Origin of the sequence: Brevibacillus borstelensis, assembly GCF_037834415.1 — a bacterium.
Taxonomy (GTDB): domain Bacteria; phylum Bacillota; class Bacilli; order Brevibacillales; family Brevibacillaceae; genus Brevibacillus; species Brevibacillus borstelensis_A.
The window spans coordinates 108463-131478 of the sequence record NZ_JAUMSJ010000010.1 but is presented as its reverse complement, the minus strand read 5'-3'; the positions used below and the strand labels follow the sequence as shown (position 1 = coordinate 131478).

Below are 23016 nucleotides of genomic sequence, written 5' to 3'. Positions count from 1 at the left end.
ATATAAGCACTTCGCAAAGTGTCGGTTTCGTTGGGAACTTTGCGAAGGATTCTGGAGGCTTAGCTCAGCTGGGAGAGCATCTGCCTTACAAGCAGAGGGTCGGCGGTTCGATCCCGTCAGCCTCCACCATTTCTTTTATAAGAGAGTAAATGCAGCGGGGAGATAGCGAAGAGGCTAAACGCGGCAGACTGTAAATCTGCTCCCTATGGGTTCGGCGGTTCGAATCCGTCTCTCCCCACCACTTCTATACTATTGGGGCATAGCCAAGCGGTAAGGCAACGGACTTTGACTCCGTCATGCCTAGGTTCGAATCCTAGTGCCCCAGCCATTCGTTTGAGCCATTAGCTCAGTTGGTAGAGCATCTGACTTTTAATCAGAGGGTCGAAGGTTCGAGTCCTTCATGGCTCACCAGTTTTTTTATTTGCAAAACAAACAAAGATGTGCCCTTAGCTCAGCTGGATAGAGCGTTTGACTACGAATCAAAAGGTCGGGAGTTCGAATCTCTCAGGGCACGCCATTTTCTTCAAAAGCGGTCGTCTTATGAACCGATCACTTTGAAGATAGAACAATTGATGTTATGTCGGGAAGTAGCTCAGCTTGGTAGAGTACTTGGCTTGGGACCAAGGGGTCGCAGGTTCGAATCCTGTCTTCCCGACCATTTTTGTAATCCCGTGTTGATCATTGGGATTATATCCATTTCCATAATTGTTTACATATGCGGGTGTAGTTCAATGGTAGAACTCCAGCCTTCCAAGCTGGTCGCGTGGGTTCGATTCCCATCACCCGCTCCATAGTGCAAAGGACAGCCGATGGCTGGTCCTTTTTATTTTTACCTGCAGTTGCTGGCTCCTTTTCCTAAAAACCCCTGTCTGGTTCGGTTTATTTATACAGATTTGTGTCGAGTTGAGTCATTTCTCCTTTCGAGGCTACAATAAGTAACAAAAACAACGAGGTAACCGAGGAAGGGGTCACGATCATGAACAAAAACATCAGTATCGTTGGTGTACCACTTGATCTAGGAGCAGACCGCCGTGGCGTAGACATGGGGCCGAGCGCGATTCGTTATGCTGGAGTCATTGCCCGTTTGGAGCAAATGGGGCTGAACATCCAGGATAAAGGAGATATTCCTGTTACACGCCCACGCCATTTCACGGAGACCGAAAACCATAAGTATCTAGACGAAGTGGTCGAAGCAAATGAAAAGCTTGCTCGGGTTGTAAGCGGTATCATGGAGGAAGGGTGCTTCCCGTTGGTGCTGGGAGGGGATCACAGCATCGCTCTGGGCACCGTAGCAGGTGTAGCCAAGAATGTGAAAAACCTGGGTGTTATTTGGTTTGACGCCCATGGCGACTTAAATACCGGAGAAACCTCTCCTTCGGGAAACATTCATGGCATGCCCTTAGCTGCAAGCCTTGGTTTTGGACATGATCGTCTGGTCCATATCGCAGGCTTTGCGCCAAAGCTGAAGCCTGAGAATGTGGTGATCATTGGGGCGCGCGATCTGGATAGGGGCGAAAGAGACTTGATCAAGAGGACCGGGCTCAAGGTTTTCACTATGCACGAGATCGACAAGCTCGGAATGGCTCGTGTCATGGAAGAGGCTATCGCTCATGTGTCCAAACACACAGATGGGGTGCATCTCAGCCTGGACCTGGATGGTCTTGATCCTCACGACGCACCGGGCGTAGGTACCCCGGTAATAGGCGGGATATCCTATCGAGAAGGACATTTGGCACTTGAGATGCTGGCCGATGCCGACGTATTGTGCTCGGCAGAGTTTGTAGAAGTGAACCCCATCCTGGACCGGGAAAATGTCACGGCTCGTGTAGCAGTAGCACTGATGAGTTCCGCTTTTGGCGACAAGTTGTTATAGGGAGATTTACAGGAGAGGGGACGACCTCTCCTTTTTTGTTGCCACATCTTTACATGCGTCAGGGAAAGCGATACAGTGACTAAGGATGGAAATGCAGTTGATTGAGGAGATTATCGAGGCGTACACTCAGCTCGACCAATTCAGGAGTTATGGTTTCCAGTTCTTTATACCTGTCGTTTAGCTCCTGGCGAAGCTGCTCGATTTGGGACAGCACATCATCCTGACTCATTTCAACCACTCCCTTTACACGATCAGGATAAAAGAGGTACCATCACTACTATATAAAGACAACCTTGGTCTTTATTCCACTCATTCCCAGAAAATTGGTGAGATAAACATAACCAAAATTGAAACCAACTGAGGTATCATCCGTATATAAGGATTACGGTATTGCGGGGAGGATCGCATGGATTTTGTAGAAAAACGGTTGACTCAGCGGGCCAAACGCGGAGATCGCGAGGCTTTTGCTGAGTTGATCGAGATATATAAAGACAAGATATTTCAACTCGCATACCGGATGGTAGGCAACCGTCAGGATGCAGAGGATATCGCGCAGGAAACCTTTCTGCGGGTCTACGCCAACTTGCACACCTACGATGAGAGCTATAAGTTCTCGACGTGGATTTACAGGATTGCAACCAATTTGTGCATCGACCGCGGCAGAAAGAAACGGCCTGATTTTTCCCTGGACGAAGAGGTAGAACCCGGACAGGGAATGGATTGGTATTCCCGCTTGTCCTCAAACGAAAAGAGCCCGGCAGATTCGCTTGTTACGCAAGAATTGCAGGAAACGGTACAGGATGCCTTGTCGCATCTAGCTCCAAAGTACCGGTCCATCATGATTTTACGCTATATTGAAGACCTGTCGCTGCAGGAGATTAGCGATATCGTGAAATTGCCAGTCACAACCATAAAAACCCGTATCCATCGCGGTCGGGAAGCATTGCGCAGCAAGCTGCGATTCATGTAGGAAAGGAGAAAGTCACGATGGAATGCCGAGAAATGTATGTTCTCATTCACGAGTTTCTGGATGGGGAAATCGATGAATTGTCCAATCAGAAATTACAGACCCACATGAGAACATGTGCCTCCTGTCGTCAACATCTTCATGAGCTGCAAAGGGCGATCGCTTTTGTGCAAAGCGCGTCTCATATACAAGTATCTCCGGATTTTACAGCCCGGGTTTTTGCGCAATTGCCTACGCCGACGAGGAAAAAGCGATTCTCCAGTTGGCTCCGCAACCATCCGTTTCTTACAGCCGCTGCTGTCTTTCTCTTCCTGATGACGGGGAGCACGATGGCCAATTGGTATGAGCGGGACAACACTTTGCAAATCGCCTCGTCCAGCATGGACAAATTGAAAATTGACCGCTCCCGCAATGTCGTGGTGGTTCCGGCTGGCACCACAATCGATGGCGATCTTGTCGTACGCAACGGCAATATTGAAGTATTAGGCGAGGTGCGGGGGAACGTCGTGGCGATTGAAGGGAAGGTCGTGCTGGCATCGACTGCACACGTAGCGGGCAGCGCAGAATCGATCGAAGCGATTTTCGAATGGATTTGGTATGAAGTGAAAAATATTGGAAATGACTTGCTTCCCGTCTTCCCATAGGAGAAAATAAAGGGTACAACAATAGTGAGCACGGCGCCGGAAGCCGTGCTTTTTCCGCAGGGATAAGAGCGACCGCATTGAGATGGAGCGAGATATGGGGGCTTCGTTATGATATCAATGGAATATGGGGATATATTGCGGTATGTGATCGATATTTCGCTCGTCACATACGTGATTTATAAATTGATTATGCTGATCCGAGGGACGCGGGCGGTGCAGCTGTTGAAGGGGATCATGGTGATTATCGTCACCTGGCTATTGAGCAAGTACTTCCAGCTGACTACACTGCACTGGCTGATGTCCCAGGCGTTTACTTTCGGAGTACTGGCTGTCGTGATTATCTTTCAGCCGGAGCTGCGGCGAGCGCTGGAGCAGCTGGGACGCGGGAAGCTGTTTTCTCGCACCAATACGATACAGGATGAAGAAATGGTCCGCAGGGTCGTACAGGAAGTGTGCAAATCTGTCACGTACATGGCTAAGCGCCGAATCGGGGCCCTGATCGTAATGGAGAGGGAGACGGGCCTGAATGATTTTGTGGAGACGGGAATTCCGATAAATGGACGAGTCAGTTCTGAACTGTTGATCAATATTTTTATCCCAAATACACCTTTGCATGACGGGGCGGTCATCATGAGAAAAGATATTATTTTGGCAGCAGCGAGCTATTTGCCCCTCTCCGAAAGCAATTCGATCTCAAAAGAGCTGGGGACCCGGCACAGAGCTGCGATCGGAGTGAGCGAGGTTTCTGACGGTATGGCGATTGTTGTTTCCGAAGAGACCGGACAAGTTTCTTTTACCGCGAACGGGCAAATGAAACGGAATTTGACCGAGGAGCAGTTGGCTGAATTGCTGACCGAGCAGCTGCATCCGGCCCTGAAGAGCAAATCCATGGGAAGCCGTTGGCAATGGAGGTGGCGAAAAGAACATGGATAAATGGTTGAACAGTCACTGGTTTGCGCGCATTGTTGCTCTGTTGTTGGCCGTGATGATGTGGACGGTGGTCAATGTGGAAAGCGACACGACGCCGACGACGGAAACCGCGCCGCCGCTCTTGATCGACAGCGTCAACCTGCACGTAAAATATGACACGGACCGCTATTACGTCGCCAAAATGCCGCGGACCGTGCAGCTCGCTCTGGAGACAAACAATCCGTTTTACAAGCATAACCTCGTTCCCCAGGACTCCAGAGAGGTGTATGTCGACCTGATGGACAAGGGGAAGGGGACGCACCGTGTCCCGGTCCAGTACAAAGGCTTTCCCGATGACGTGAAGGTCGGAATTATTCCCAGTATTGTCGAAATTACGCTCGAGGAAAAGAAAACCGTAGAGCGGGAAGTGACGGTCGAGCTGCTGGGTCAGGTCGCACCGGGCTACAAAGCCGGAGAGCCGCTGGTAAAGCCGTTCCGCGTACTCGTCCGGGTGCCGGAGAGCCAGGCTGACAAAGTCGCTGCAGTGAAAGCTCCGGTCGATCTGGAAGGGGCTACGTCGCCGATCAAAACGACCGTGCCGCTCAAGGTTATGGACAAGTCGGGGAATACGTTGCAGGGCGCCGAGGTTATCCCGCTCACGGCGGAGATCAGCGTGCCGGTCACCAGCCCCTATGTACAGGTGCCGATCAAATTAAACTTGACGAATGAATTGCCCGATGGATATAGTTTGGCTAGTGTGGATACGAATGTGGATGAGGTGACTGTATACGGTCCGAAGGAAGTCATCGACGCGATGAAATCGGAGACGTATCCGGGGCCGGAGATCGATCTGAGCGATGTTACCTCGGATCGCGTCATCGAACGAAAGATACCGGTATTGGAAAACATTGTGAAGGTGGAGCCCGATTACCTGAAGGTAGCCCTGAAGGTCGTCCCGTCCGCAACCAAACGCTTGGAGAAGATTCCAATCCGCATCAGTGGCCTTGCAGAAGACATGGAGGCGCGCGTGCTGTCCGGAAACGGGCAGGAGATGTCCACAATGGACGTCGAAACGGTTGGAGCGCCGGCCATACTGGAGAAACTAAGACCGGAGGATGTACAGGTCGTGGCGGACGTCAGCAACATGCCGGCGGGAGTGTATGAAGTACCGATCACCTACATCTTCAACCAGCTGGATTACGTCAAAACGGCCAAGAACGCGATCACGAAGGTCACAGTGGAAATCACAAAAAAATAAGGCTGGGCATAAGCTGTTTTGTACAAGGAAAGAAATGAGGGACAAACATGGGGAAGTATTTCGGAACTGATGGTGTACGCGGTGTAGCCAATGCGCAGTTGACGCCGGAGCTGGCGTTTCGAATCGGGCGCGTGGGCGGTTACGTACTCACCAGACATAAACAGGAAGGCAAGCCCAAGGTAGTCATTGGACGCGACACGCGCATTTCTGGACAAATGCTGGAGAGCGCGCTCCTGGCTGGTCTCCTCTCTGTTGGAGCGGAGGTCGTTCGGCTGGGGGTCATCTCCACTTCCGGCGTTGCATATCTGACACGAGCATTGGGGGCCGATGCAGGTGTCATGATTTCCGCCTCTCACAACCCGTACCCGGACAATGGAATCAAATTTTTCGGGAGCAACGGGTTCAAGCTTTCCGACGAGGTGGAAGCGGAGATCGAACAATACCTGGATGCGGCTGAGGACACGCTGCCGCGTCCGACTGGGGAGCACATCGGAGCGGTGCTGGACTTCCTGGAGGGTGGACAGAAGTATCTCTCCCATTTGAAAAACTCGGTAACGGAGCGCTTTGACGGGTTGAAAGTCGTGTTGGACTGTGCCAATGGAGCCGTTTCCTCGCTGGCTGCAAGGCTGTTTGCCGACGTGGAAGCAGAGGTGATCACCATCGGAGCGAATCCGAACGGGGTCAACATCAATGAGCAGTGCGGGTCCACACATCCCGAGCGCTTGCAAGAGGAAGTCGTCAAGCACAAGGCTCATCTGGGACTTTCCTTTGACGGCGATGCCGACCGTTGCATTGCGGTAGATGAAAACGGCGAAATCGTGGACGGCGACTACATCATGGCGATCTGCGCACGCGCCCTCAAGGCAAAAGGCAAGCTGAACAACAACACGGTCGTAACGACGGTCATGGCGAACATGGGCTTTTTCAAGGGCATGGAAGAATGCGCGATCAACACGACCAAAACCGCGGTGGGAGACCGCTATGTCGTGGAGGAAATGCTGCGCGGCGGCTACAACCTCGGCGGCGAGCAGTCCGGACATATCGTGTTTCTCGATTACAACACGACGGGAGACGGCCTGTTGACCGGTTTGCAGCTTTTGAACATCATCAAGGAATCGGGCAAGCCCTTGTCCGAGTTGAAGCAGGTTATGACCAAATACCCGCAGCTTTTAGTCAATGTCCGTGTGGAAGACAAGACCAAGCTGAACGGAAACGAAGCCATCGAACAGGCGATCCGGGAAGTGGAGGCAGAGCTGGCTGGGAACGGCCGCGTGCTCGTGCGTCCTTCCGGTACGGAGCCAATCGTTCGCGTCATGGCAGAAGGCCCGGACGAAGCGCAGCTGGATGAGCTGGTGAACCGCATCGTCGAGGTCGTAAAAAGGGAACTCGTGTAAAAAGTCAGGGGAGTGGTACGGTGCCACTCCCTTTTGCATACAAGTATAAGACAAAAGAATGATTGTGAAGGACAGGGATCTATGATAAAGTTTGGTTTGTGCCTGGGCTCACAATCAAAAAAGGGGGAATGCAGCGAACAGAGATAACGTCATAGCGTCAATCTAGATGGAAAAGCGCCAGCACTGCAGCTGCCCGACGTGGAGTGCAGTGGACGAGGTGGAGGTTTATCGAAGCATTCGGCGGATGCCTCCCGGCCGAGTATCGCGGCCGCGGAGCGCGGGGGCAAAACAACAGGGCGACCTGTTGCACAAGACCTGCGCATGATACAGCTGATCGTTTTATGGAAAATTTATGTCAGAAAAAATCAAGTTGACCGAATATACAAATGGAATGGCGGGGGACCAACCCCCGTACCATTGGCACCTGGGCTGTGTCCCCCGTCATAGGGAAGGGGACTAACATACATGTGCGGAATTGTAGGATACATTGGCGATAAACAAGCGCAAGAGGTAATTATCGGAGGACTTCGCAAGCTGGAGTACCGCGGGTATGACTCGGCCGGAATCGCGGTATTGACCCAGCAGGGGCTGCTCGTAGACAAGGCAAAAGGACGCCTCGCCGTTTTGGAAGGAAAACTGGCAGCACAGCCGCTGGCCGGCCATGCGGGAATCGGGCACACGCGTTGGGCGACGCACGGAAAACCGTCCGACGAAAACTCTCATCCGCATACGGATTCGAGCCACAAATTTGCTGTCGTTCACAACGGCATTATCGAAAACTTTTTGCCCATCAAGGAAGAGCTGATCGCAAAAGGATACGCCTTTACCTCGGAGACGGACACCGAAGTAATCGCGCATCTGCTCGCCGATCTCTACGACGGGGACATCGTGTCCACTGTCCGCAAGGCTGTGCAGCGCATGCGCGGTGCCTATGCCCTCGGAATCATGACAGAGCATGAGCCGGATAAGCTGGTGGCTGTGCGTCTCGCAAGCCCGCTCATCGTCGGAATCGGAAAGGGCGAGAGCTTCATCGGCTCGGACATCCCGGCTCTTCTGGAGCACACCCGCGATGTCTACATCCTCAACGAAGGGGAAATGGCGGTCCTGACCCGGGAAGGCGTTCAGCTCATGGATGCCCAGAGCGGAGAGAAGATCGAGAGGGATATCTTCCACGTGGACTGGGATCTGGTCCAAGCGGAAAAAGGCGGGTACGATTCGTTCATGCTCAAGGAAATCCATGAGCAGCCGCAAGCCGTGCGCGACACGATGGGCGCCCGGATCGACCAGGAGAACAAGCGGGTCATCCTGCCTGAGCTGAAAATGAGCGACGCGGAGCTGGCCGCCTACGATCGCCTCTATATTGTGGCGTGCGGAACGTCCATGCACGCAGGACTGGTCGGGAAGGACGTCCTGGAAAAATGGACCCGCGTACCGGTAGAGGTGGCAGTCGCGTCGGAATTCCGTTACCGCGATCCGATCTACACCGACAAAACCTTGATGATCGTCATCAGCCAGTCCGGCGAGACGGCGGACACGCTGGCCGCGCTCCGCGAGGCGAAGAAGAGCGGCGTCAAGGTTCTGGCGATCACCAACGTCGTCGGCAGCTCCGTAGCCCGCGAAGCGGACGAAGTGATCTTTACCTGGGCCGGCCCGGAAGTGGCGGTGGCCTCGACGAAAGCCTATACGTCCCAGGTCATTGCCCTTTACCTGTTTGCGCTGTACTTCGCGCAGGTGAAAGGCACGCTGGCGGCCGCCGAGATCGCAGGCACAGTCGAGCATCTGCAGGAGCTTCCGGCGAAGATCAGCGCCATCCTGGACAACGTCGAGCCGATCCGCCAATTTGCCCAAAGCATCCAGGACGCGACCAGCCTGTTCTTTATCGGGCGGGGGCTGGACTACGCGGTCTCCCTGGAGGGCTCGCTCAAGCTCAAGGAGATCTCCTATATTCACTCCGAAGCGTATGCGGCGGGGGAACTCAAGCACGGCACTCTTGCGCTGATTGAAGAAAACGTCCCGGTGGTGGCGCTGGCTACCCAACCGGACATTTACGAAAAAATGGTCAGCAATATCGTGGAAGTCAAAGCCCGCGGCGCCCATGTGCTCGGCTTTGCTCTCGAAGGCGACCGCGACCTGGCCAAATCGGTGGACGGCGTCATCCACGTCCCGGCCACCACGCCGATGTTAACGCCAATTCTGACCGTCATTCCATTGCAATTGCTGGCGTACTACACTTCTGCTGCGCGCGGGCTTGATGTTGATAAGCCGCGGAATTTGGCGAAGAGTGTTACGGTGGAGTAAGGGGTTTTTAGTCGGGTTAAAATTTTTGTTTAGTCGGTAAGTAAAAAAGGGCGTTAGCTTAAATAGCTAAATGCCCTTTTTTAATGGGTCCGTTGTGCAGAGATAATAAAGTTTTAGACTGATTAATAAAGTTCTAGACTGGGGCCAAGTTAAACTAAAGGGCAGTTAAGCTCAATTAATGTTGCGATATTTAATTGCAGAGAATGGGGTATAGCGCAGAATGAGGATGAGGCAGGGGCCATAGCTCAACTGGGAGAGCGCTGCACTGGCAGCGATGAGGTCAGGGGTTCGATCCCCCTATTCTCCACCAAACCTATTCAGTTAACGGCTGTGAAGCCGTTTTTATTATTTGCGTGTTTGAATTGTTAATGAAAATCAATGGGCAGTTAGATTTTTGGGTCGTCATTTTAGGATGTTGCAATGTATAAGCGGGTATGTTAAGATCGTGCTGACACTTAACGATTGGAGTTGAAGAGGATAATGTAATATTTCTTGCCACTTTTTTAAAGAATAAAGCAGAATTTGTTTTGTTCTTCATTGGCAAGAAAGTTACCTTATTCTTTTCACTCAAAAAATATATATCCTTTTCATATTCTGCACCGGATTGGATGTGCCGTATTTTTTGAGCTACAAGAAAGGTAACTTTCTTGTAGTTCTTTTTTATTTTGACAAAGGAGGTTGCCGACACATGTCATTGATCAAGGTAACGAACCTGACGTTTGCTTATGACGGCAGTTACGACAACATCTTTGAGAATGTAAGCTTTCAAATTGATACCGACTGGAAATTGGGCTTTACAGGGAGAAACGGCCGGGGCAAGACCACGTTTCTTAATCTACTGCTCGGTAAGTACGAATACAGCGGAACGATTTCGGCCAACGTCAGCTTCGAGTACTTCCCATTCCACGTTGAACACAAAGAGAACAATACCGTCGACGTCGTCGCCGACATCTATCCGGACTTTGAGCACTGGCAGCTTCTTCGCGAGCTTTCGCTGCTGAAGGTGTCGGAGGACGTGTTATACCGACCGTTCGAATCGTTGTCCAACGGAGAACAAACGAAGGTGCTGCTGGCGGCCCTGTTTTTGAAGGAAAACCGTTTTTTGCTCATTGACGAGCCGACCAACCATCTGGATCTGCATGCTCGGAAGCTGGTCAGCGATTATTTGAACGACAAGAGCGGATTTATTTTGGTGTCGCACGACCGGGCTTTTCTCGACAACTGCGTGGACCACATTCTTTCGATCAACAAGACGAATATCGAAATCCGGAAAGGAAATTTTTCCGACTGGTGGGAGAACAAACAGCGACAGGACAACTTTGAGATGGCCGAGAACGAAAAGCTGAGGAAGGACATCAAGCGGCTGTCCGAAGCAGCCAAGCGGACGAGCAACTGGTCGCACGAAGTGGAAAAAACAAAAAACGGCACCCGCAACTCCGGCTCCAAGGTCGATAAAGGATACATCGGTCACAAGGCAGCCAAAATGATGAAAAGGTCCAAGTCGATCGAGCAAAGACAACAATCCGCGATCGAGGAAAGATCCCAGCTGCTTAACAACGTCGAAAGCTCGGAAAGCCTGAAAATATCTCAGATGACGTATCACAAACATCAATTAGTCGAGCTTGACCGCGTTTCGATCCATTACGGCGAGAAGAAAGTTTGCCGCGACGTCAGCTTTACTGTCGAGCAAGGGGACCGTATTGCGCTCTCCGGTCCGAACGGCTCAGGCAAATCCAGCTTGCTCAAACTTATTTGCGGCGAGGAAATTCCTTATTCCGGCACGTTTCGAAGAGGGAGCCAGTTGAAAATATCCTACGTTTCGCAGGACACCTCACACTTGCAGGGCAATTTGTCGGAATTCGCCAGAAACAGCGGAATTGACGAAAGCTTGTTCAAATCGATATTGAGGAAACTCGATTTTTCGCGCTTGCAATTCGAAAAGGACATCGCTTCTTTTAGCGGCGGTCAGAAGAAGAAGGTGCTGATCGCGAAAAGCCTCTGCGAGCGGGTTCATTTGCATGTTTGGGACGAACCGCTCAATTTTGTCGACGTCATTTCCCGGATGCAAATCGAAGAACTGCTGCTGGAGCATTCTCCGACCATCCTTTTTGTGGAGCATGACAGCGAGTTTTGCAAGCATATCGCGACAAAGATTGTGGAACTGAAAGAGATAAACCAATTCTAGGAGGATGAAAGCGATGGAGATTGAGGTTGTAGATGATTATGTGAATCGGTTCCTGTTAGGTGAAGCGGTTCACAAAAAAACAAATCGGTTGCCGGAGGTTTACCAATCTATCGACAGGTGCACGTAGCAATCCGTCTGCAAACGTATGCGCTTTTTCTGTATAGTTGGTTAATGACGTGTCAAAGCGCCAACTGACGGTTGCTTTTTTACGTTTTCTCCGGCGGTAAGGAGAAGACATGAAGCTAACCTCGAAATATGAAACGATTCGGCGAATGTTGTCCGACTTCAAGCAGCCCGAGTATCGGTATGCTCAGATAATGGACGCGATTTTCAAGCAAAACATCGGCGAATACGCACGGATGACCATACTGCCTAAATTTTTGCGGGACGAGTTGACCCGGATGCTTGGTCCGAACGTCTGCAGCATCGTTCCGGTAAAGGAACTCACGTCGAAACAGGTCAGCAAGGTGCTGTTTGCCATTGCGGGCGACGAACGCGTGGAGGCCGTACGACTTACTTATGAGCGGGGGTGGAAATCGTATTGTATTTCCACGCAGTGCGGCTGCGGATTCGGGTGCAGGTTTTGCGCCACCGGTACCATCGGCCTGAAACGAAATCTGACCGCCGACGAAATTACCGACCAATTGCTGCACTTTCGCTTGAACGGCCACGCCTTGGACAGCGTCTCATTCATGGGCATGGGGGAGGCGCTCGCCAACCCGCATATTTTTGATGCGATGACGATTTTGACCGACCCGCATCTCTTTGGTTTAGGACATCGACGAATTACGATTTCCACCATCGGCTTGTTGCCGGGGATCGACAAGCTGACACAGGAGTTTCCGCAGGTCAATTTGACTTTCTCGCTGCATTCGCCGTTCGACGATCAGCGAAGCGAGCTGATGCCGATCAACGACCGATTCCCAGTCCGCGACGTGCTGAAGGCATTGGATCGTCATATCCGGCATACCGGGAGAAAGGTATATATTGCGTATATTCTTCTTCGAGGAGTCAACGACTCGACGGCCCATGCGGAAGCAGTTGCCGAGTTGTTAAGGGGAAGGGGACCTGGGGAACATCTCTACCATGTTAACCTGATTCCATTCAATTCGACCGAAGTTACGCCAGACAGCTATCGGCAATCTGATCCTGATCGGATTAAAGCGTTTGTTCGGATCTTGAAGTCAAAGGGTATCAGCATCACGGTCCGCACTCAATTCGGATCGGACATTAACGCGGCATGCGGCCAGCTATACCGCTCCAAATAATCGATGTCGGAAACTAAATTTATTACGCCGCGCAGCGGGTCTGCGACTGGAAAGAGAACGGCTGCCATGAAGAGGGCAGCCGTTTTGATTTGCGACGTAGGCTTACAAGTAAATAAAAAGACGATCCTACCTGAAAGTGGGGAGTTATCGTATTTCCCTTCATTGAATAATTGGGGCTATGAAACCGACTAATGTGAGAGAACGTATCGCATACAAGTGCTGTCGCCGATTTCTTCCAGTATGAACGCGTATTTCGAGAAACGCGGGTGGAGGGTGATTGGGCAAAGGAAGGGCAATAACGTCTGGGAATGGATGAACGTGTAAAATGAGACTGAATGTGTTGAAAAGTCGGTTTTCCTATTCAGGAAAAATCGGCTTTTTTTATTTGCACACAAAATCATGAACGTTTGGTGACCAAGGCGATTCGGGAGTTGGATGTATGGGAACGTGACCAAAGACAGAACAGCAGCAAAAGAGGCGCGTCTTCATGGCATTCTGGACTCGGCGACGGAGCTTTTGATCCATAAGCCGACGGCATCCTTGAACGAAATTGCCGAACACGCAGGCATAGGCATCGCCACTCTGCACCGGTATATCGAGAGCAGGGAGCAGCTCATCCTGCAGCTGGGCCTAAGGGCTCTCAAGGTTGTAGGGGACTCCATGAATGAAGTCCCGCTGGATGAAGAGACGATCGAAGACTATATCCCTGCGCTGATCGAGGCGCTCATCCCGCTCGGAGACAAAATCCATTTTCTTACCCATGACGCTTCGCTTTATTACAGTGAGGAAATCATTGCAGCCGAGCGAAAAATCAAGGAGCCGATCTGCCATGCCGTCGAGCTGCTCCAGAAAAAAGGGGCGGTGAGGCAGGACATGAGCGCGGATTGGATCTGGAATGTGCTGTATACGCTCGTCTTCGTCGCTTGGCAGCAGGTGGAGGATGGACGCATCGCCAAAAGATCGGCTGCAAAGCTGGTCACAGAGACGCTGTTTCATGGCGTTGCCGCCAAATAAAACCGACATCAATACTCGACAGCAAGGCCAATCCATTGCATGATTCCGCAACCCAAAACGTATGGACCGCTTGGCAACTTGCCTTTCATCGACCAAAAGAAACCGATTCTGTCCATGGGCCAATTGGCCAGAGAGTACGGCTTGATTTACCGTCTTACGCTGCCGGGGTTTGCGACCTTGATTGTGACCGGTCACAAGCTGGTCGCGGAGGTGTGCGACATCACCCGTTTCGACAAGGAAGTCGGCGGCGTTCTGGAAGACGTGCGAGCCTTTGGCGGGGATGGACTTTTTACGAGCAGGACGACAGAGCCGAATTGGAGGAAGGCGCACAACATTTTTCTGCCCACTTTTAGCCAGCAAGCGATGAAAGGCTATCATGACAGGATGGTAGACATCGCCCTGCAGCTGGTGCAAAAGTGGGCCCGTCTCAATCCGAATGAGAACATCGACGTTCCCGATGACATGACACGGCTCACGCTCGACACGATCGGAATATGCGGGTTTAACTACAGGTTTAACAGCTTCTACAAAGAAAACCAAAGCCCGTTTATTGAGAGCATGGTGCGCGCATTGAATGAGGCGATGCAAAAAAGCTCGCGGCTTGCCATCTAAAATTTGTTCATGGTGAAGACCAGGCGACAATTCCAATCGGATATCGAGACGATGTTTTCGCTGGTGGACAAAATCGTTGCGGAACGGAAGGCCCGTGGGAATCAGGGAAAAAATTCTCATGTTCATTCGAACGCCTGAATCGGGATTCGAGCTGCCGGAAGATCCAACAGTCCCGATCGTCATGGTAGGTCCAGGCACGGGAGTAGCGCCGTTTCGAGGCTTTTTGCAAGCGAGGGCTGCACTCAAAAAAGAGGGAGTGCCGCTCGGAGAAGCCCATCTGTACTTTGGGTGCGGAAACGATGCGGACTATCTTTACCGTGAAGAGCTTGACGAGTTTGAAAGGGACGGCATCGCTCGGGTGCACATCGCATTCTCTCGCGCTCCCGGTATGTCCAAGGTATATGTGCAGCATCTGCTCGAACGGGATTCCAGCAAAATCATAAACCTTCTTTCCGGAAGAGGGAAACTGTATGTTTGCGGTGACGGCAGCAAAATGGCGCCGGATGTGGAGGCTGCCTTGAAAAAAGCTTACCGGGATGTGCGGGGAGCGGGGCAAGCGGAAGCGGACGAATGGCTGAACCGCGTGCAAGCGGAAGGGTGTTATGTGAAAGACGTATGGTCTTGGTTTTAAAAGTCCGGCTTGTGAACGGCGATTAAGAATCAATGGAAAAACCGACCTTATCAAAGGGCCGGTTTTTCATATTTCTTCTTGACTAGCTTAGCGATTCGTTCTTCGATTTTTTGAAAAATGAGCATTTGTTTTCCTTGTCGTCAGAATCCCCGTGACTTACATGAATAACCCCCAAAAAATGGATTATCACGTTCAATAGATCAAAAAACAAAGCCCACTTTATTTTCGTGTTTTGACTGGCTTTGTTTTTGTACAAAAGGACACAGCAGTCCAATACTTTATTTTCTGCGAGCAACTAGGCAAATTAAAAAAGGAAAACTTTATGTTGAATGTTTCTGTTAAACAATCTGTTCGGAGTCGTTTTCTATATAACGACAAGTGGATTACTAAAATACTTCCAAATTGGTCGGTTACTATCAAGATGAATTGGACTATATTTTAGTGGTTTGCAATTGAAGCTAAATAGGAACAGGGGGACATACGACCAATGAATAAGACTGCAGAAATCAGCACAAGTGTCATTCTGAGATTGGAGTACAACCACGAACTTGTTAGCATCAGCTTAATAACCGCGACCCTTAGTGATTCTGGCGCTGATATTGTAGCGATTGATGTCAATCGAGTAAGCAAAACGAAAACTGTAAACGACATTACAATCAATTTGCGTGATCAGCATGACATTGACGACATGGTAGCTAATATAGAAAAACTCCAAGGAGTAAAGGTAATTCATGTTTCAGACCAGACATTTCTGCTCCATCTAGGCGGGAAAATCGAAACACAACCAAAAGTCCCCATTAAAAACAGAGATGATCTTTCTCGCGTTTATACTCCAGGAGTGGCTCGTATTTGCATGGCGATTCATGATGACATTACCCGCGCCCATACGCTCACGATTAAGCGCAATACGGTGGCTGTCGTCTCTGATGGTTCCGCAGTCCTCGGGCTTGGAAATATCGGGCCGGAAGCAGCGATGCCCGTAATGGAAGGGAAAGCGGTTCTGTTCAAGCAGATGGCTGATGTCGATGCCTTTCCAATTTGTTTGAACACGCAGGATACTGACGAAATTGTAAATATCGTGAAAGCTATTGCTCCCTCATTTGGTGGCATCAATCTGGAAGATATCTCATCTCCTCGATGCTTCGAGATAGAAGAGCGGCTAAACCGAGAACTCGATATCCCAGTGTTCCACGATGACCAACATGGTACCGCGGTTGTTATATTGGCAGCATTAGTAAATGCCTTAAAAGTAGTCAATAAAAAACTGAATGAATGCAGAGTGGTCATGTGCGGAATCGGGGCAGCAGGAATAGCTTGTTCAAAGATCCTACTGGCATCCGGGGTAACCGACCTTATTGGTGTTGATAAGCATGGCGCCATTGTTCGGGGAACCACTTATGAGCATAAAGAATGGAACTGGTTTGCGGAAAACACCAATCCTCATATGCTTAAAGGGAGTCTTTCGGATGTGATCAAAGGCGCGGACGTTTTTATCGGTCTATCTCGTCCGGGTGTCTTGAAGGTGGAAGACGTAAAACAAATGGCTAGCGACCCAATCGTGTTTGCTATGGCAAATCCAATTCCTGAGATCACTCCAGAGGAAGCGGAACCCTATGTACGCGTGATGGCTACAGGTCGCTCAGACTATCCGAATCAGATAAATAACGTACTGTGTTTTCCTGGAATGTTCCGTGGGGTATTGGATTGCCGAGCTTCACATATTACAGAAGAGATGAAGGTCAGCGCTGCCTATGCAATTGCATCCGTCATCACAGATGATGAACGAAATGAGCAATATATTATACCAAGTGTGTTCAATCAACTGGTTGTCGAGAGAGTAAGCCAAGCGGTGATCGCTTCGGCCATTGAAAGCGGAGCTGCTCGTCGAAATCTAAACCCTGAAGGTGTTATCGTTAAATAAGAGAGAAACGAATAAGTGTGTCCGTTAAGGGAAAGGGGATGATTGAAGAGGCAGGAGGCAGCACGTATCCACATTGAATTGATAAATATCAAAACGTGCGTGAGAAGACTCGTTTGACAGTCTCTCACGCACGTTTTTTATTAGAGGGGCAGCATAGACTTGCCTTATTATCTATTACTGCTTTTATCATTTGTGTTTGTGTAAATTTGTTAATTCGGCACTTGCTCTTAGAAGGAAGGATTAGCGTTTGTTGGATTTCTTCAAGTGATGACGCAAGGCTTCAGAAAAGCGAGTAATAGCGTCATAGATACTATCTTCGCTAACTCGTCCAAAAGTAAAACGTGCATACCCCTTCTTTGTCCCAAAAATACTTCCGGGGACATAAACAACCCCTCGTCGGATAGACTCTTTCAATAATTGCTGCTCATCAATTTCACTCTTCACCTTACACCAGATGTGTATGCCACCATCTGGTTCTAAAAACTCGACATGATCGCCTAACAGTTCGTGTAACGAAAAAACGATTTTATCTCGGTTACATGCGAGAGAGTTGCGAAGCTTTTGCAAGTGTATCGAGAAATCCTCAGAGGACAAAAATTGATTGGCAACCCATTCTGGAAGAATACTGTGGCCAAAATCAATTTGTTGTTTCGCATCCGCTAAACGTTCGATTGCTTTTTGTGGGCCAAAAATCCAACCGATTCGAAGTCCAGAGGCTACGATTTTGCTAAGGGAACTAATGTAGAGAACCGTTCCATTTTGATCTAGTGATTTTAATGTTGCCACATTTGTCTGATCAAAGGCCGTTAAACTGTATGGGTCATCCTCAACGATAGGGATACCGTAGTAGGAAGAGATCTCAAGGATTCTTTTTCTCCGGTCTATATGTAGAAAGGAACCATTCGGATTTTGAAAGTTGGGGTTAAGAAATACCATTTTAATTCGATGTTTTTTATACAATTCAATGATATCTTCTGGGTTTATCCCCTGTTCATCCGCAGGCAAAAGAAATGATCTGATTCCCGCAGACTTAAATAAAGGTAATGAATAACAATAAGAAGGGTCTTCAATGGCTACAGCGTCACCTTGCTGAAGTAAACATTGAACAATTAGGTATAGAGCTTGCTGTGCTCCTGAGGTAACTAGGATGGAAGAAGGCGTTGCAGAGATATTTCGAAAATCTTCAAGGTGACGCGCAATCGTTTGGCGTAAATTCAAGTTCCCCTGTGGATGATCATAGCCTACATGATAGTTAAAATCCCCGGTTGCCAAAATCTTTCGGAAATAGGGGGATGCAGATAATTCAGGTGACAGTTCCCCGCTTGCAAGGTCGATCAGGTCATGATGGTATGCCTCTTTTCTTATGGTCTGCATCATAGTCGGATTAGGCAGGAAAGAGCCTGTCTCAATTAATTTCTCCCAATTGGGAATTCGTTTACTAGTTCCGCCCCAAATATTTCTACTTACAACAGTTCCTTTTCCTTGCAGGCTTTCTACAATGCCTGAAGCACGTAATTCTTCGAAAGCAGCAACAATTGTCGAGCGATTTACCTGTAATTCCTTCGCTAAAGCACGCTCAGACGGAAGAACTGACCCTGACGGATATTCTCCGTTGGAAATTAACTGTTCGATATACGACGCAATTTGTTTGTAGACAGGTATTGGGCTTTGGCGATTTGGTTTCCAATCCATAAAATGTGTTCACTTCCCATTAGTGCAGAAATTTGGTGTGGAGGGTCATAAGAAAACTGGAAGATGTATTGAATGGATCGATCTAAAATGTAGTCTCAGGAACAGTTCTCGATGTCACTAACCATATTATCACCAATTTCGTAAATAAAAAGGTTTAAGGACAAGGAGAAGTTTTTTTAGGAAGTGTGGTTTTTTCCAAAACTGACTCCTTACACTTGGAATTTTTTTGTTCAGATGACCATATCCTATTATTTGCTTTTTTATATTGTGGCGAACTTTTGCCACCATTGTTTCAAAATATTGAACATGGATGGCAAAAAAGGTTTTTGAATGGATGAGGACGATTCACCAAATATTCCTTAGGATAAACAATATATTCGAGAGCATGAAGATTCCTGATGAAATGAGTCCGGCTATGACCGCGCAACATACCGGAAAAATGATCGAGAATGGGGAATCAAATCGTGCATGTAGAAAGGAGTTCCTCTATGAAGATAAAATGGTCGATTTATTCTTTGATCATAGCTGCCTTTACTTTTTTGGCCGGCTGTTCAAACAAATTACTAGTATTAGATCCGAAAGGGCCACAAGCCCGAACACAGGCGGATGTCATTATGATTTCTATTTGGACCATGGCGTTCATCGTCCTGGTGGTTATCGCTCTGTTCGTATTTATGATTTACAAATACCGAGCGTCCAAACAAAGCGTAGATTATGAACCGCCTCACATCGAGGGAAGCACTTGGGTTGAATTGCTATGTGTGGGGATACCCGTTCTAATCGTGGCCTATCTTTCCGTTATTTCTGTACAAAGCAACTATAAGGTGGAGGCACGACCAGAAGGATATGAGCATAGAGAGCCGCTAATCATATATGCTTTTTCATCAAACTGGAAGTGGCATTTTAGTTATCCAAAAGAGAACATCGAAACCGTTAACTATTTGTATATACCAACAGGACGCCCTCTCGAGTTCAAATTGTATTCCTACGGGCCCATCACCAGTTTTTGGATTCCGCAGCTAGGGGGTCAAAAATACGCTATGGCTGACATGGTTACGACATTGCACTTAGCGGCCGATGTTCCAGGAGAATATATGGGGCGAAATGCAAACTTTAGCGGAAAGGGCTTTGCGGAAAATACGTTCAATGTCAAAGCAGTTACCGAAGCTGAATTTGGGAAATGGATTGATGAAGTAAGGAACACGGCTGAGCCTCTGCAAGAAGATAAATTTGAACAACTGCTAAAACCGGGACATGTTGGACAGTACACCTTCACGGGTACTCATTTACCGTTTCGTCCAGCTCCTGAAGGTGAACATCATCATCAGACATTGAACCTACAACAGGATTCTGATCACCATGAGTAACAGTAGACTTATGTTAATCAATCCCATAACGATTTAGAAAGGAGTCGCGAAACAATGGACTACTTCTCCAAATTTGCCGTACCTCATCCAAACGCAGCGATCTATGGTTCCATGATTGCCATCGCGTTTACGATCATAGCGATAGTTGCAGGCTTAACCTTTTTTAAAAAATGGGGGTATTTGTGGCGTGAATGGTTAACGACAGTGGACCATAAAAAGATCGGAATTATGTATCTGATTTCGGCATTGATCATGCTCTTTCGCGGCGGTGCAGATGCCATCATGATGCGGGCTCAAACCGCAGTTCCAGAAAACACGCTGCTCGATGCGCAGCACTATAATGAAATCTTTACGACTCACGGTACGATCATGCTGATCTTTATGGCAATGCCGTTCATTTATGCTTTTATGAACTTTGTTGTTCCATTGCAAATTGGTGCGCGGGATGTGGCGTTCCCGCGATTAAATGCCCTTAGCTTCTGGCTGTTTTTCATGGGAGCCATGCTATTAAACATTTCGTTTGTGATTGGGGGTTCTCCTGATTCCGGTTGGTCTGCTTATTTTCCTTTGGCAGGCAACGAATTCAGTCCGTCTGTTGGAACCAACTACTATGCGCTATCCTTGCAAATATCCGGGCTCGGTACATTAATATCCGGGATAAACTTCATTACCACGATTCTAAAGATGAGAGCGCCAGGTATCACCTTAATGAAAATGCCTATGTTCACCTGGTCTGCATTGGTCACCAACGTGATCGTTGTCTTCGCTTTCCCTGTATTAACCGTGGCGCTCATTATGATGACCATGGACCGACTCTTTGGCACTCATTTCTTCGCATCCACGAATGGCGGCATGGATATGCTTTGGGCAAACCTGTTCTGGGTTTGGGGCCATCCGGAAGTGTATATCTTGGTCTTGCCCGCTTTTGGTGTGTACAGTGAGATCATCTCAACCTTTGCAAAACGCAATCTCTACGGATACAAATCAATGGTTGCTTCGATGGTGATCATCTCGCTGCTCTCGTTCCTGGTGTGGACTCACCATTTCTTTACAATGGGACAAGGCGCACTGACCAACAGCATTTTTTCCATCACGACAATGGCCATTGCGGTGCCGACTGGAATCAAGATCTTTAACTGGTTGTTTACGCTTTGGAGAGGCAAGATCGTCTTTACCTCTCCGATGCTCTACTCGCTAGGGTTCATTCCGATTTTCTTAATTGGTGGAGTTACTGGGGTCATGCTTGGTATGTCAGCTGCTGACTATCAGTACCACAATACCATGTTCCTTGTTGCCCATTTTCACTATGTGATTATTCCGGGTGTTGTGTTCGCCATGATTGCAGGTCTCACTTACTGGTGGCCGAAGATGTTTGGTTTCATGTTGAATGAGCGGATTGGGAAATGGACGTTCTGGTTTATCGCCATCAGCTTCAACGTTGCCTTCTTCCCGATGTTCTTGTCCGGTTTGGATGGACAGGCCAGACGGATGTATACGTACTCCGCATCTACTGGCTTTGGAGCCTATAACTTACTATCATTCATCGGAGCTATTGGAATGCTGATCGGTTTTGTTCTTCTTGTGTACAACATTTACTGGAGTGTTCGCTATGCACCAAGAAATATAAGCGCCGATCCATGGGATGCTCGTTCCCTAGAATGGGCTACTCATACGCCTGTTCCAGAATACAATTTCGCTATACTGCCACAGGCTCACTCCATTGAAGCATTTTGGGATGCTAAAAAGAACGATCAGCCATTATTTACGGGGGAATATGAAAAAATCCACATGCCCAATAACAGCGGGGTGCCATTTGTGATGAGCTGTATCTTCTTTGTCTGGGGATTTGCTCTTGTCTTCAGCATGTGGACGACTGCAATCGTGGCTACAATCGGTATTTTTGCTTTCCTGACCTACCGATCCTTTGAAAAGGATCATGGACACTATATTTCTGTAAAAGAGATTAAATCGAATGAAAATCAAAAATTGCGAGGTGTTAGCTGATGAAATTGGATCATTCGCTCCCCCTTGAATATGCAACGGAGGAAAATCGTTTAAAAGTTTTGGGGTTCTGGATTTTTCTTGGTGCGGAAATTGTTCTTTTTGGCACGCTTTTCGCATCCTACTTCACACTTGTTGAACGTACCGGAAATGGTCCCAGTGGTGCGGAGATTTTTGAAATCGCTCCTGTCTTGGTGGAAACGATCTTACTTCTGACAAGCAGTTTTACAATCGGGTTGGGTATCCATGCGATGAGGCTTGGAAATAAAAAAGCAATGTTCATTTTCTTTGCCATCACCCTAATCCTGGGGCTCGGATTTTTAGGAGTAGAAATTGATGAGTTTATTCATTACGCCCACATTGGGGCAGGAATACAGACGAGTGCTTTTACGGCTATTCTGTTAACCACACTGGGAACACACGGTGGTCACGTGACTTTTGGGTTTTTCTGGGGGTTGTTTATCCTCCTGCAAGTTAGAAAAGAGGGATTAACTCCGGCGACAGCAAACAAATCTTTTATTTTTTCCTTATACTGGCACTTCCTGGATGTCGTGTGGATCTTTATCTTCAGCTTCGTCTATCTGAAAGGAATGTTGCAGGGATGAATGATTTATTTCCACGTAAACAAGTAATGGGTTTTCTGTTTTCAATGGTACTTACGGCAATGGCTCTCGCCGTTTATTTCTTGGACGTGTCATTTGCAACCGGAATGACGATTCTCCTCATTACTGCTTTTTTGCAAGCCGGGCTTCAATTGGTCGTCTTTATGCACGCCGGTGAAACCAAAGATAAAGGGGCCATTTATACAAATATCTATTACTCCTTGTTCATTGCATTGGTTACCGTTTTCGGTACATTGTTGTGCATGATTTGGGGATATGTGTAATAGCCCATCTTTCGGAAAAGAGGCTTTCTCATTCCCGGCTAGTGTTCATTTCATCGGTCATACGCTCTATGTGATCAACTTCGACCAGCCTCGTGG

The 23016-nt window shown here is 48.7% G+C and carries 18 protein-coding genes, 7 tRNA genes and 1 pseudogene; 24 read left to right on the top strand and 2 right to left on the bottom strand.

The window, feature by feature from the left end:
* The first annotated feature begins 53 nt into the window (after positions 1-53).
* The 8 genes from Q3F21_RS11310 to rocF all read left to right on the top strand — a co-directional run bounded on the left by Q3F21_RS11310 (position 54) and on the right by rocF (position 1873).
* Positions 54-129, top strand: a tRNA-Val gene (locus Q3F21_RS11310).
* Between the two features lie 27 nt (positions 130-156).
* A tRNA-Tyr gene (locus Q3F21_RS11305) sits at positions 157-241 on the top strand.
* A gap of 12 nt (positions 242-253) precedes the next feature.
* Positions 254-328: transfer RNA gene (locus tag Q3F21_RS11300), tRNA-Gln, on the top strand.
* Positions 329-335: 7 nt separating this feature from the next.
* A tRNA-Lys gene (locus Q3F21_RS11295) sits at positions 336-411 on the top strand.
* A 29-nt stretch (positions 412-440) separates the two neighbouring features.
* Positions 441-517, top strand: a tRNA-Arg gene (locus tag Q3F21_RS11290).
* A 64-nt stretch (positions 518-581) separates the two neighbouring features.
* Positions 582-658: transfer RNA gene (locus Q3F21_RS11285), tRNA-Pro, on the top strand.
* A 59-nt stretch (positions 659-717) separates the two neighbouring features.
* Positions 718-791, top strand: a tRNA-Gly gene (locus Q3F21_RS11280).
* 185 nt (positions 792-976) lie between these two features.
* The gene (rocF, locus tag Q3F21_RS11275) at positions 977-1873 is read left to right on the top strand and encodes an arginase (protein WP_340252510.1); all 897 of its coding nucleotides are present in this window, start codon (positions 977-979) and stop codon (positions 1871-1873) included.
* A 79-nt stretch (positions 1874-1952) separates the two neighbouring features.
* Here rocF and Q3F21_RS11270 read toward each other — a convergent pair whose 3' ends face one another.
* Positions 1953-2102, bottom strand: coding sequence for a Spo0E family sporulation regulatory protein-aspartic acid phosphatase (locus Q3F21_RS11270; protein ID WP_340252508.1), 150 nt, complete (start codon positions 2100-2102; stop codon positions 1953-1955).
* A 177-nt stretch (positions 2103-2279) separates the two neighbouring features.
* On the opposite strand from Q3F21_RS11270, the gene sigW reads away from it, so the two are divergent.
* The 12 genes and pseudogenes from sigW (at position 2280) to Q3F21_RS11210 (ending at position 16974) form a co-directional block, all read left to right on the top strand.
* Positions 2280-2843, top strand: coding sequence for an RNA polymerase sigma factor SigW (gene sigW, locus Q3F21_RS11265; protein WP_340252506.1), 564 nt, complete (start codon positions 2280-2282; stop codon positions 2841-2843).
* A gap of 17 nt (positions 2844-2860) precedes the next feature.
* Entirely contained in the window at positions 2861-3484 is a 624-nt protein-coding gene (locus Q3F21_RS11260; protein ID WP_340252504.1) for a zf-HC2 domain-containing protein, read from the top strand.
* Positions 3485-3592: 108 nt separating this feature from the next.
* Entirely contained in the window at positions 3593-4417 is an 825-nt protein-coding gene (cdaA, locus tag Q3F21_RS11255; RefSeq protein ID WP_340252502.1) for a diadenylate cyclase CdaA, read from the top strand.
* Positions 4410-5651, top strand: coding sequence for a CdaR family protein (locus Q3F21_RS11250; protein WP_340252500.1), 1242 nt, complete (start codon positions 4410-4412; stop codon positions 5649-5651). Before cdaA ends, Q3F21_RS11250 begins: the two co-directional genes overlap by 8 nt.
* Positions 5652-5698: 47 nt before the next feature.
* Complete coding sequence (glmM, locus tag Q3F21_RS11245; RefSeq protein ID WP_340252498.1) at positions 5699-7045, top strand: phosphoglucosamine mutase; 1347 nt, start codon at positions 5699-5701, stop codon at positions 7043-7045.
* A 465-nt stretch (positions 7046-7510) separates the two neighbouring features.
* Positions 7511-9343: a glutamine--fructose-6-phosphate transaminase (isomerizing) gene (gene glmS, locus Q3F21_RS11240; RefSeq protein ID WP_340252496.1), complete on the top strand. Its 1833-nt coding sequence runs from the start codon at positions 7511-7513 to the stop codon at positions 9341-9343.
* 688 nt (positions 9344-10031) lie between these two features.
* A complete protein-coding gene (locus tag Q3F21_RS11235) occupies positions 10032-11528 on the top strand; it encodes an Lsa family ABC-F type ribosomal protection protein (RefSeq protein ID WP_340252494.1) in 1497 nt (498 codons plus the stop codon).
* Positions 11529-11764: 236 nt separating this feature from the next.
* Positions 11765-12796: a Cfr family 23S rRNA (adenine(2503)-C(8))-methyltransferase gene (locus Q3F21_RS11230; RefSeq protein WP_340252492.1), complete on the top strand. Its 1032-nt coding sequence runs from the start codon at positions 11765-11767 to the stop codon at positions 12794-12796.
* A 447-nt stretch (positions 12797-13243) separates the two neighbouring features.
* Complete coding sequence (locus Q3F21_RS11225; RefSeq protein WP_340252490.1) at positions 13244-13810, top strand: TetR/AcrR family transcriptional regulator; 567 nt, start codon at positions 13244-13246, stop codon at positions 13808-13810.
* Between the two features lie 39 nt (positions 13811-13849).
* Positions 13850-14536, top strand: a pseudogene (locus Q3F21_RS11220) (cytochrome P450); the annotation flags it as partial.
* A 4-nt stretch (positions 14537-14540) separates the two neighbouring features.
* Positions 14541-15053, top strand: coding sequence for a hypothetical protein (locus Q3F21_RS11215; protein WP_425341243.1), 513 nt, complete (start codon positions 14541-14543; stop codon positions 15051-15053).
* Positions 15054-15540: 487 nt separating this feature from the next.
* Positions 15541-16974, top strand: coding sequence for an NAD-dependent malic enzyme (locus Q3F21_RS11210; protein ID WP_340252488.1), 1434 nt, complete (start codon positions 15541-15543; stop codon positions 16972-16974).
* Positions 16975-17214: 240 nt separating this feature from the next.
* Here the strand turns inward: Q3F21_RS11210 and Q3F21_RS11205 are convergent, their stop codons facing one another.
* Positions 17215-18666, bottom strand: coding sequence for a PLP-dependent aminotransferase family protein (locus Q3F21_RS11205; RefSeq protein WP_340252486.1), 1452 nt, complete (start codon positions 18664-18666; stop codon positions 17215-17217).
* 488 nt (positions 18667-19154) lie between these two features.
* Here Q3F21_RS11205 and qoxA point away from each other — a divergent pair, with 488 nt between their 5' ends.
* Genes qoxA through qoxD form a run of 4 tightly spaced genes read left to right on the top strand, consistent with a single transcriptional unit; the run spans position 19155 to position 22920 of the window.
* Complete coding sequence (qoxA, locus tag Q3F21_RS11200; protein WP_340252484.1) at positions 19155-20033, top strand: cytochrome aa3 quinol oxidase subunit II; 879 nt, start codon at positions 19155-19157, stop codon at positions 20031-20033.
* A gap of 54 nt (positions 20034-20087) precedes the next feature.
* Positions 20088-22037 (top strand): cytochrome aa3 quinol oxidase subunit I, encoded by a 1950-nt coding sequence (gene qoxB / locus Q3F21_RS11195; protein WP_340252482.1) that lies wholly within the window; start codon positions 20088-20090, stop codon positions 22035-22037.
* Entirely contained in the window at positions 22037-22639 is a 603-nt protein-coding gene (gene qoxC, locus Q3F21_RS11190; RefSeq protein ID WP_340252480.1) for a cytochrome aa3 quinol oxidase subunit III, read from the top strand. Before qoxB ends, qoxC begins: the two co-directional genes overlap by 1 nt.
* Positions 22636-22920, top strand: coding sequence for a cytochrome aa3 quinol oxidase subunit IV (qoxD, locus tag Q3F21_RS11185; protein WP_340252478.1), 285 nt, complete (start codon positions 22636-22638; stop codon positions 22918-22920). Before qoxC ends, qoxD begins: the two co-directional genes overlap by 4 nt.
* The last annotated feature ends 96 nt before the right edge of the window (positions 22921-23016 follow it).

Coding starts and splice junctions, on each gene's coding strand:
- Q3F21_RS11250 (WP_340252500.1), top strand. CDS start 4,410: ATGGATAAATGGTTGAACAGTCACTGGTTTGCGCGCATTGTTGCTCTG.
- sigW (WP_340252506.1), top strand. CDS start 2,280: ATGGATTTTGTAGAAAAACGGTTGACTCAGCGGGCCAAACGCGGAGAT.
- Q3F21_RS11205 (WP_340252486.1), bottom strand. CDS start 18,666: ATGGATTGGAAACCAAATCGCCAAAGCCCAATACCTGTCTACAAACAA.
- Q3F21_RS11215 (WP_425341243.1), top strand. CDS start 14,541: ATGTTCATTCGAACGCCTGAATCGGGATTCGAGCTGCCGGAAGATCCA.
- glmS (WP_340252496.1), top strand. CDS start 7,511: ATGTGCGGAATTGTAGGATACATTGGCGATAAACAAGCGCAAGAGGTA.
- rocF (WP_340252510.1), top strand. CDS start 977: ATGAACAAAAACATCAGTATCGTTGGTGTACCACTTGATCTAGGAGCA.
- qoxA (WP_340252484.1), top strand. CDS start 19,155: ATGAAGATAAAATGGTCGATTTATTCTTTGATCATAGCTGCCTTTACT.
- qoxC (WP_340252480.1), top strand. CDS start 22,037: ATGAAATTGGATCATTCGCTCCCCCTTGAATATGCAACGGAGGAAAAT.
- qoxB (WP_340252482.1), top strand. CDS start 20,088: ATGGACTACTTCTCCAAATTTGCCGTACCTCATCCAAACGCAGCGATC.
- cdaA (WP_340252502.1), top strand. CDS start 3,593: ATGATATCAATGGAATATGGGGATATATTGCGGTATGTGATCGATATT.
- Q3F21_RS11230 (WP_340252492.1), top strand. CDS start 11,765: ATGAAGCTAACCTCGAAATATGAAACGATTCGGCGAATGTTGTCCGAC.
- Q3F21_RS11210 (WP_340252488.1), top strand. CDS start 15,541: ATGAATAAGACTGCAGAAATCAGCACAAGTGTCATTCTGAGATTGGAG.
- Q3F21_RS11235 (WP_340252494.1), top strand. CDS start 10,032: ATGTCATTGATCAAGGTAACGAACCTGACGTTTGCTTATGACGGCAGT.
- Q3F21_RS11270 (WP_340252508.1), bottom strand. CDS start 2,102: ATGAGTCAGGATGATGTGCTGTCCCAAATCGAGCAGCTTCGCCAGGAG.
- qoxD (WP_340252478.1), top strand. CDS start 22,636: ATGAATGATTTATTTCCACGTAAACAAGTAATGGGTTTTCTGTTTTCA.
- Q3F21_RS11260 (WP_340252504.1), top strand. CDS start 2,861: ATGGAATGCCGAGAAATGTATGTTCTCATTCACGAGTTTCTGGATGGG.
- glmM (WP_340252498.1), top strand. CDS start 5,699: ATGGGGAAGTATTTCGGAACTGATGGTGTACGCGGTGTAGCCAATGCG.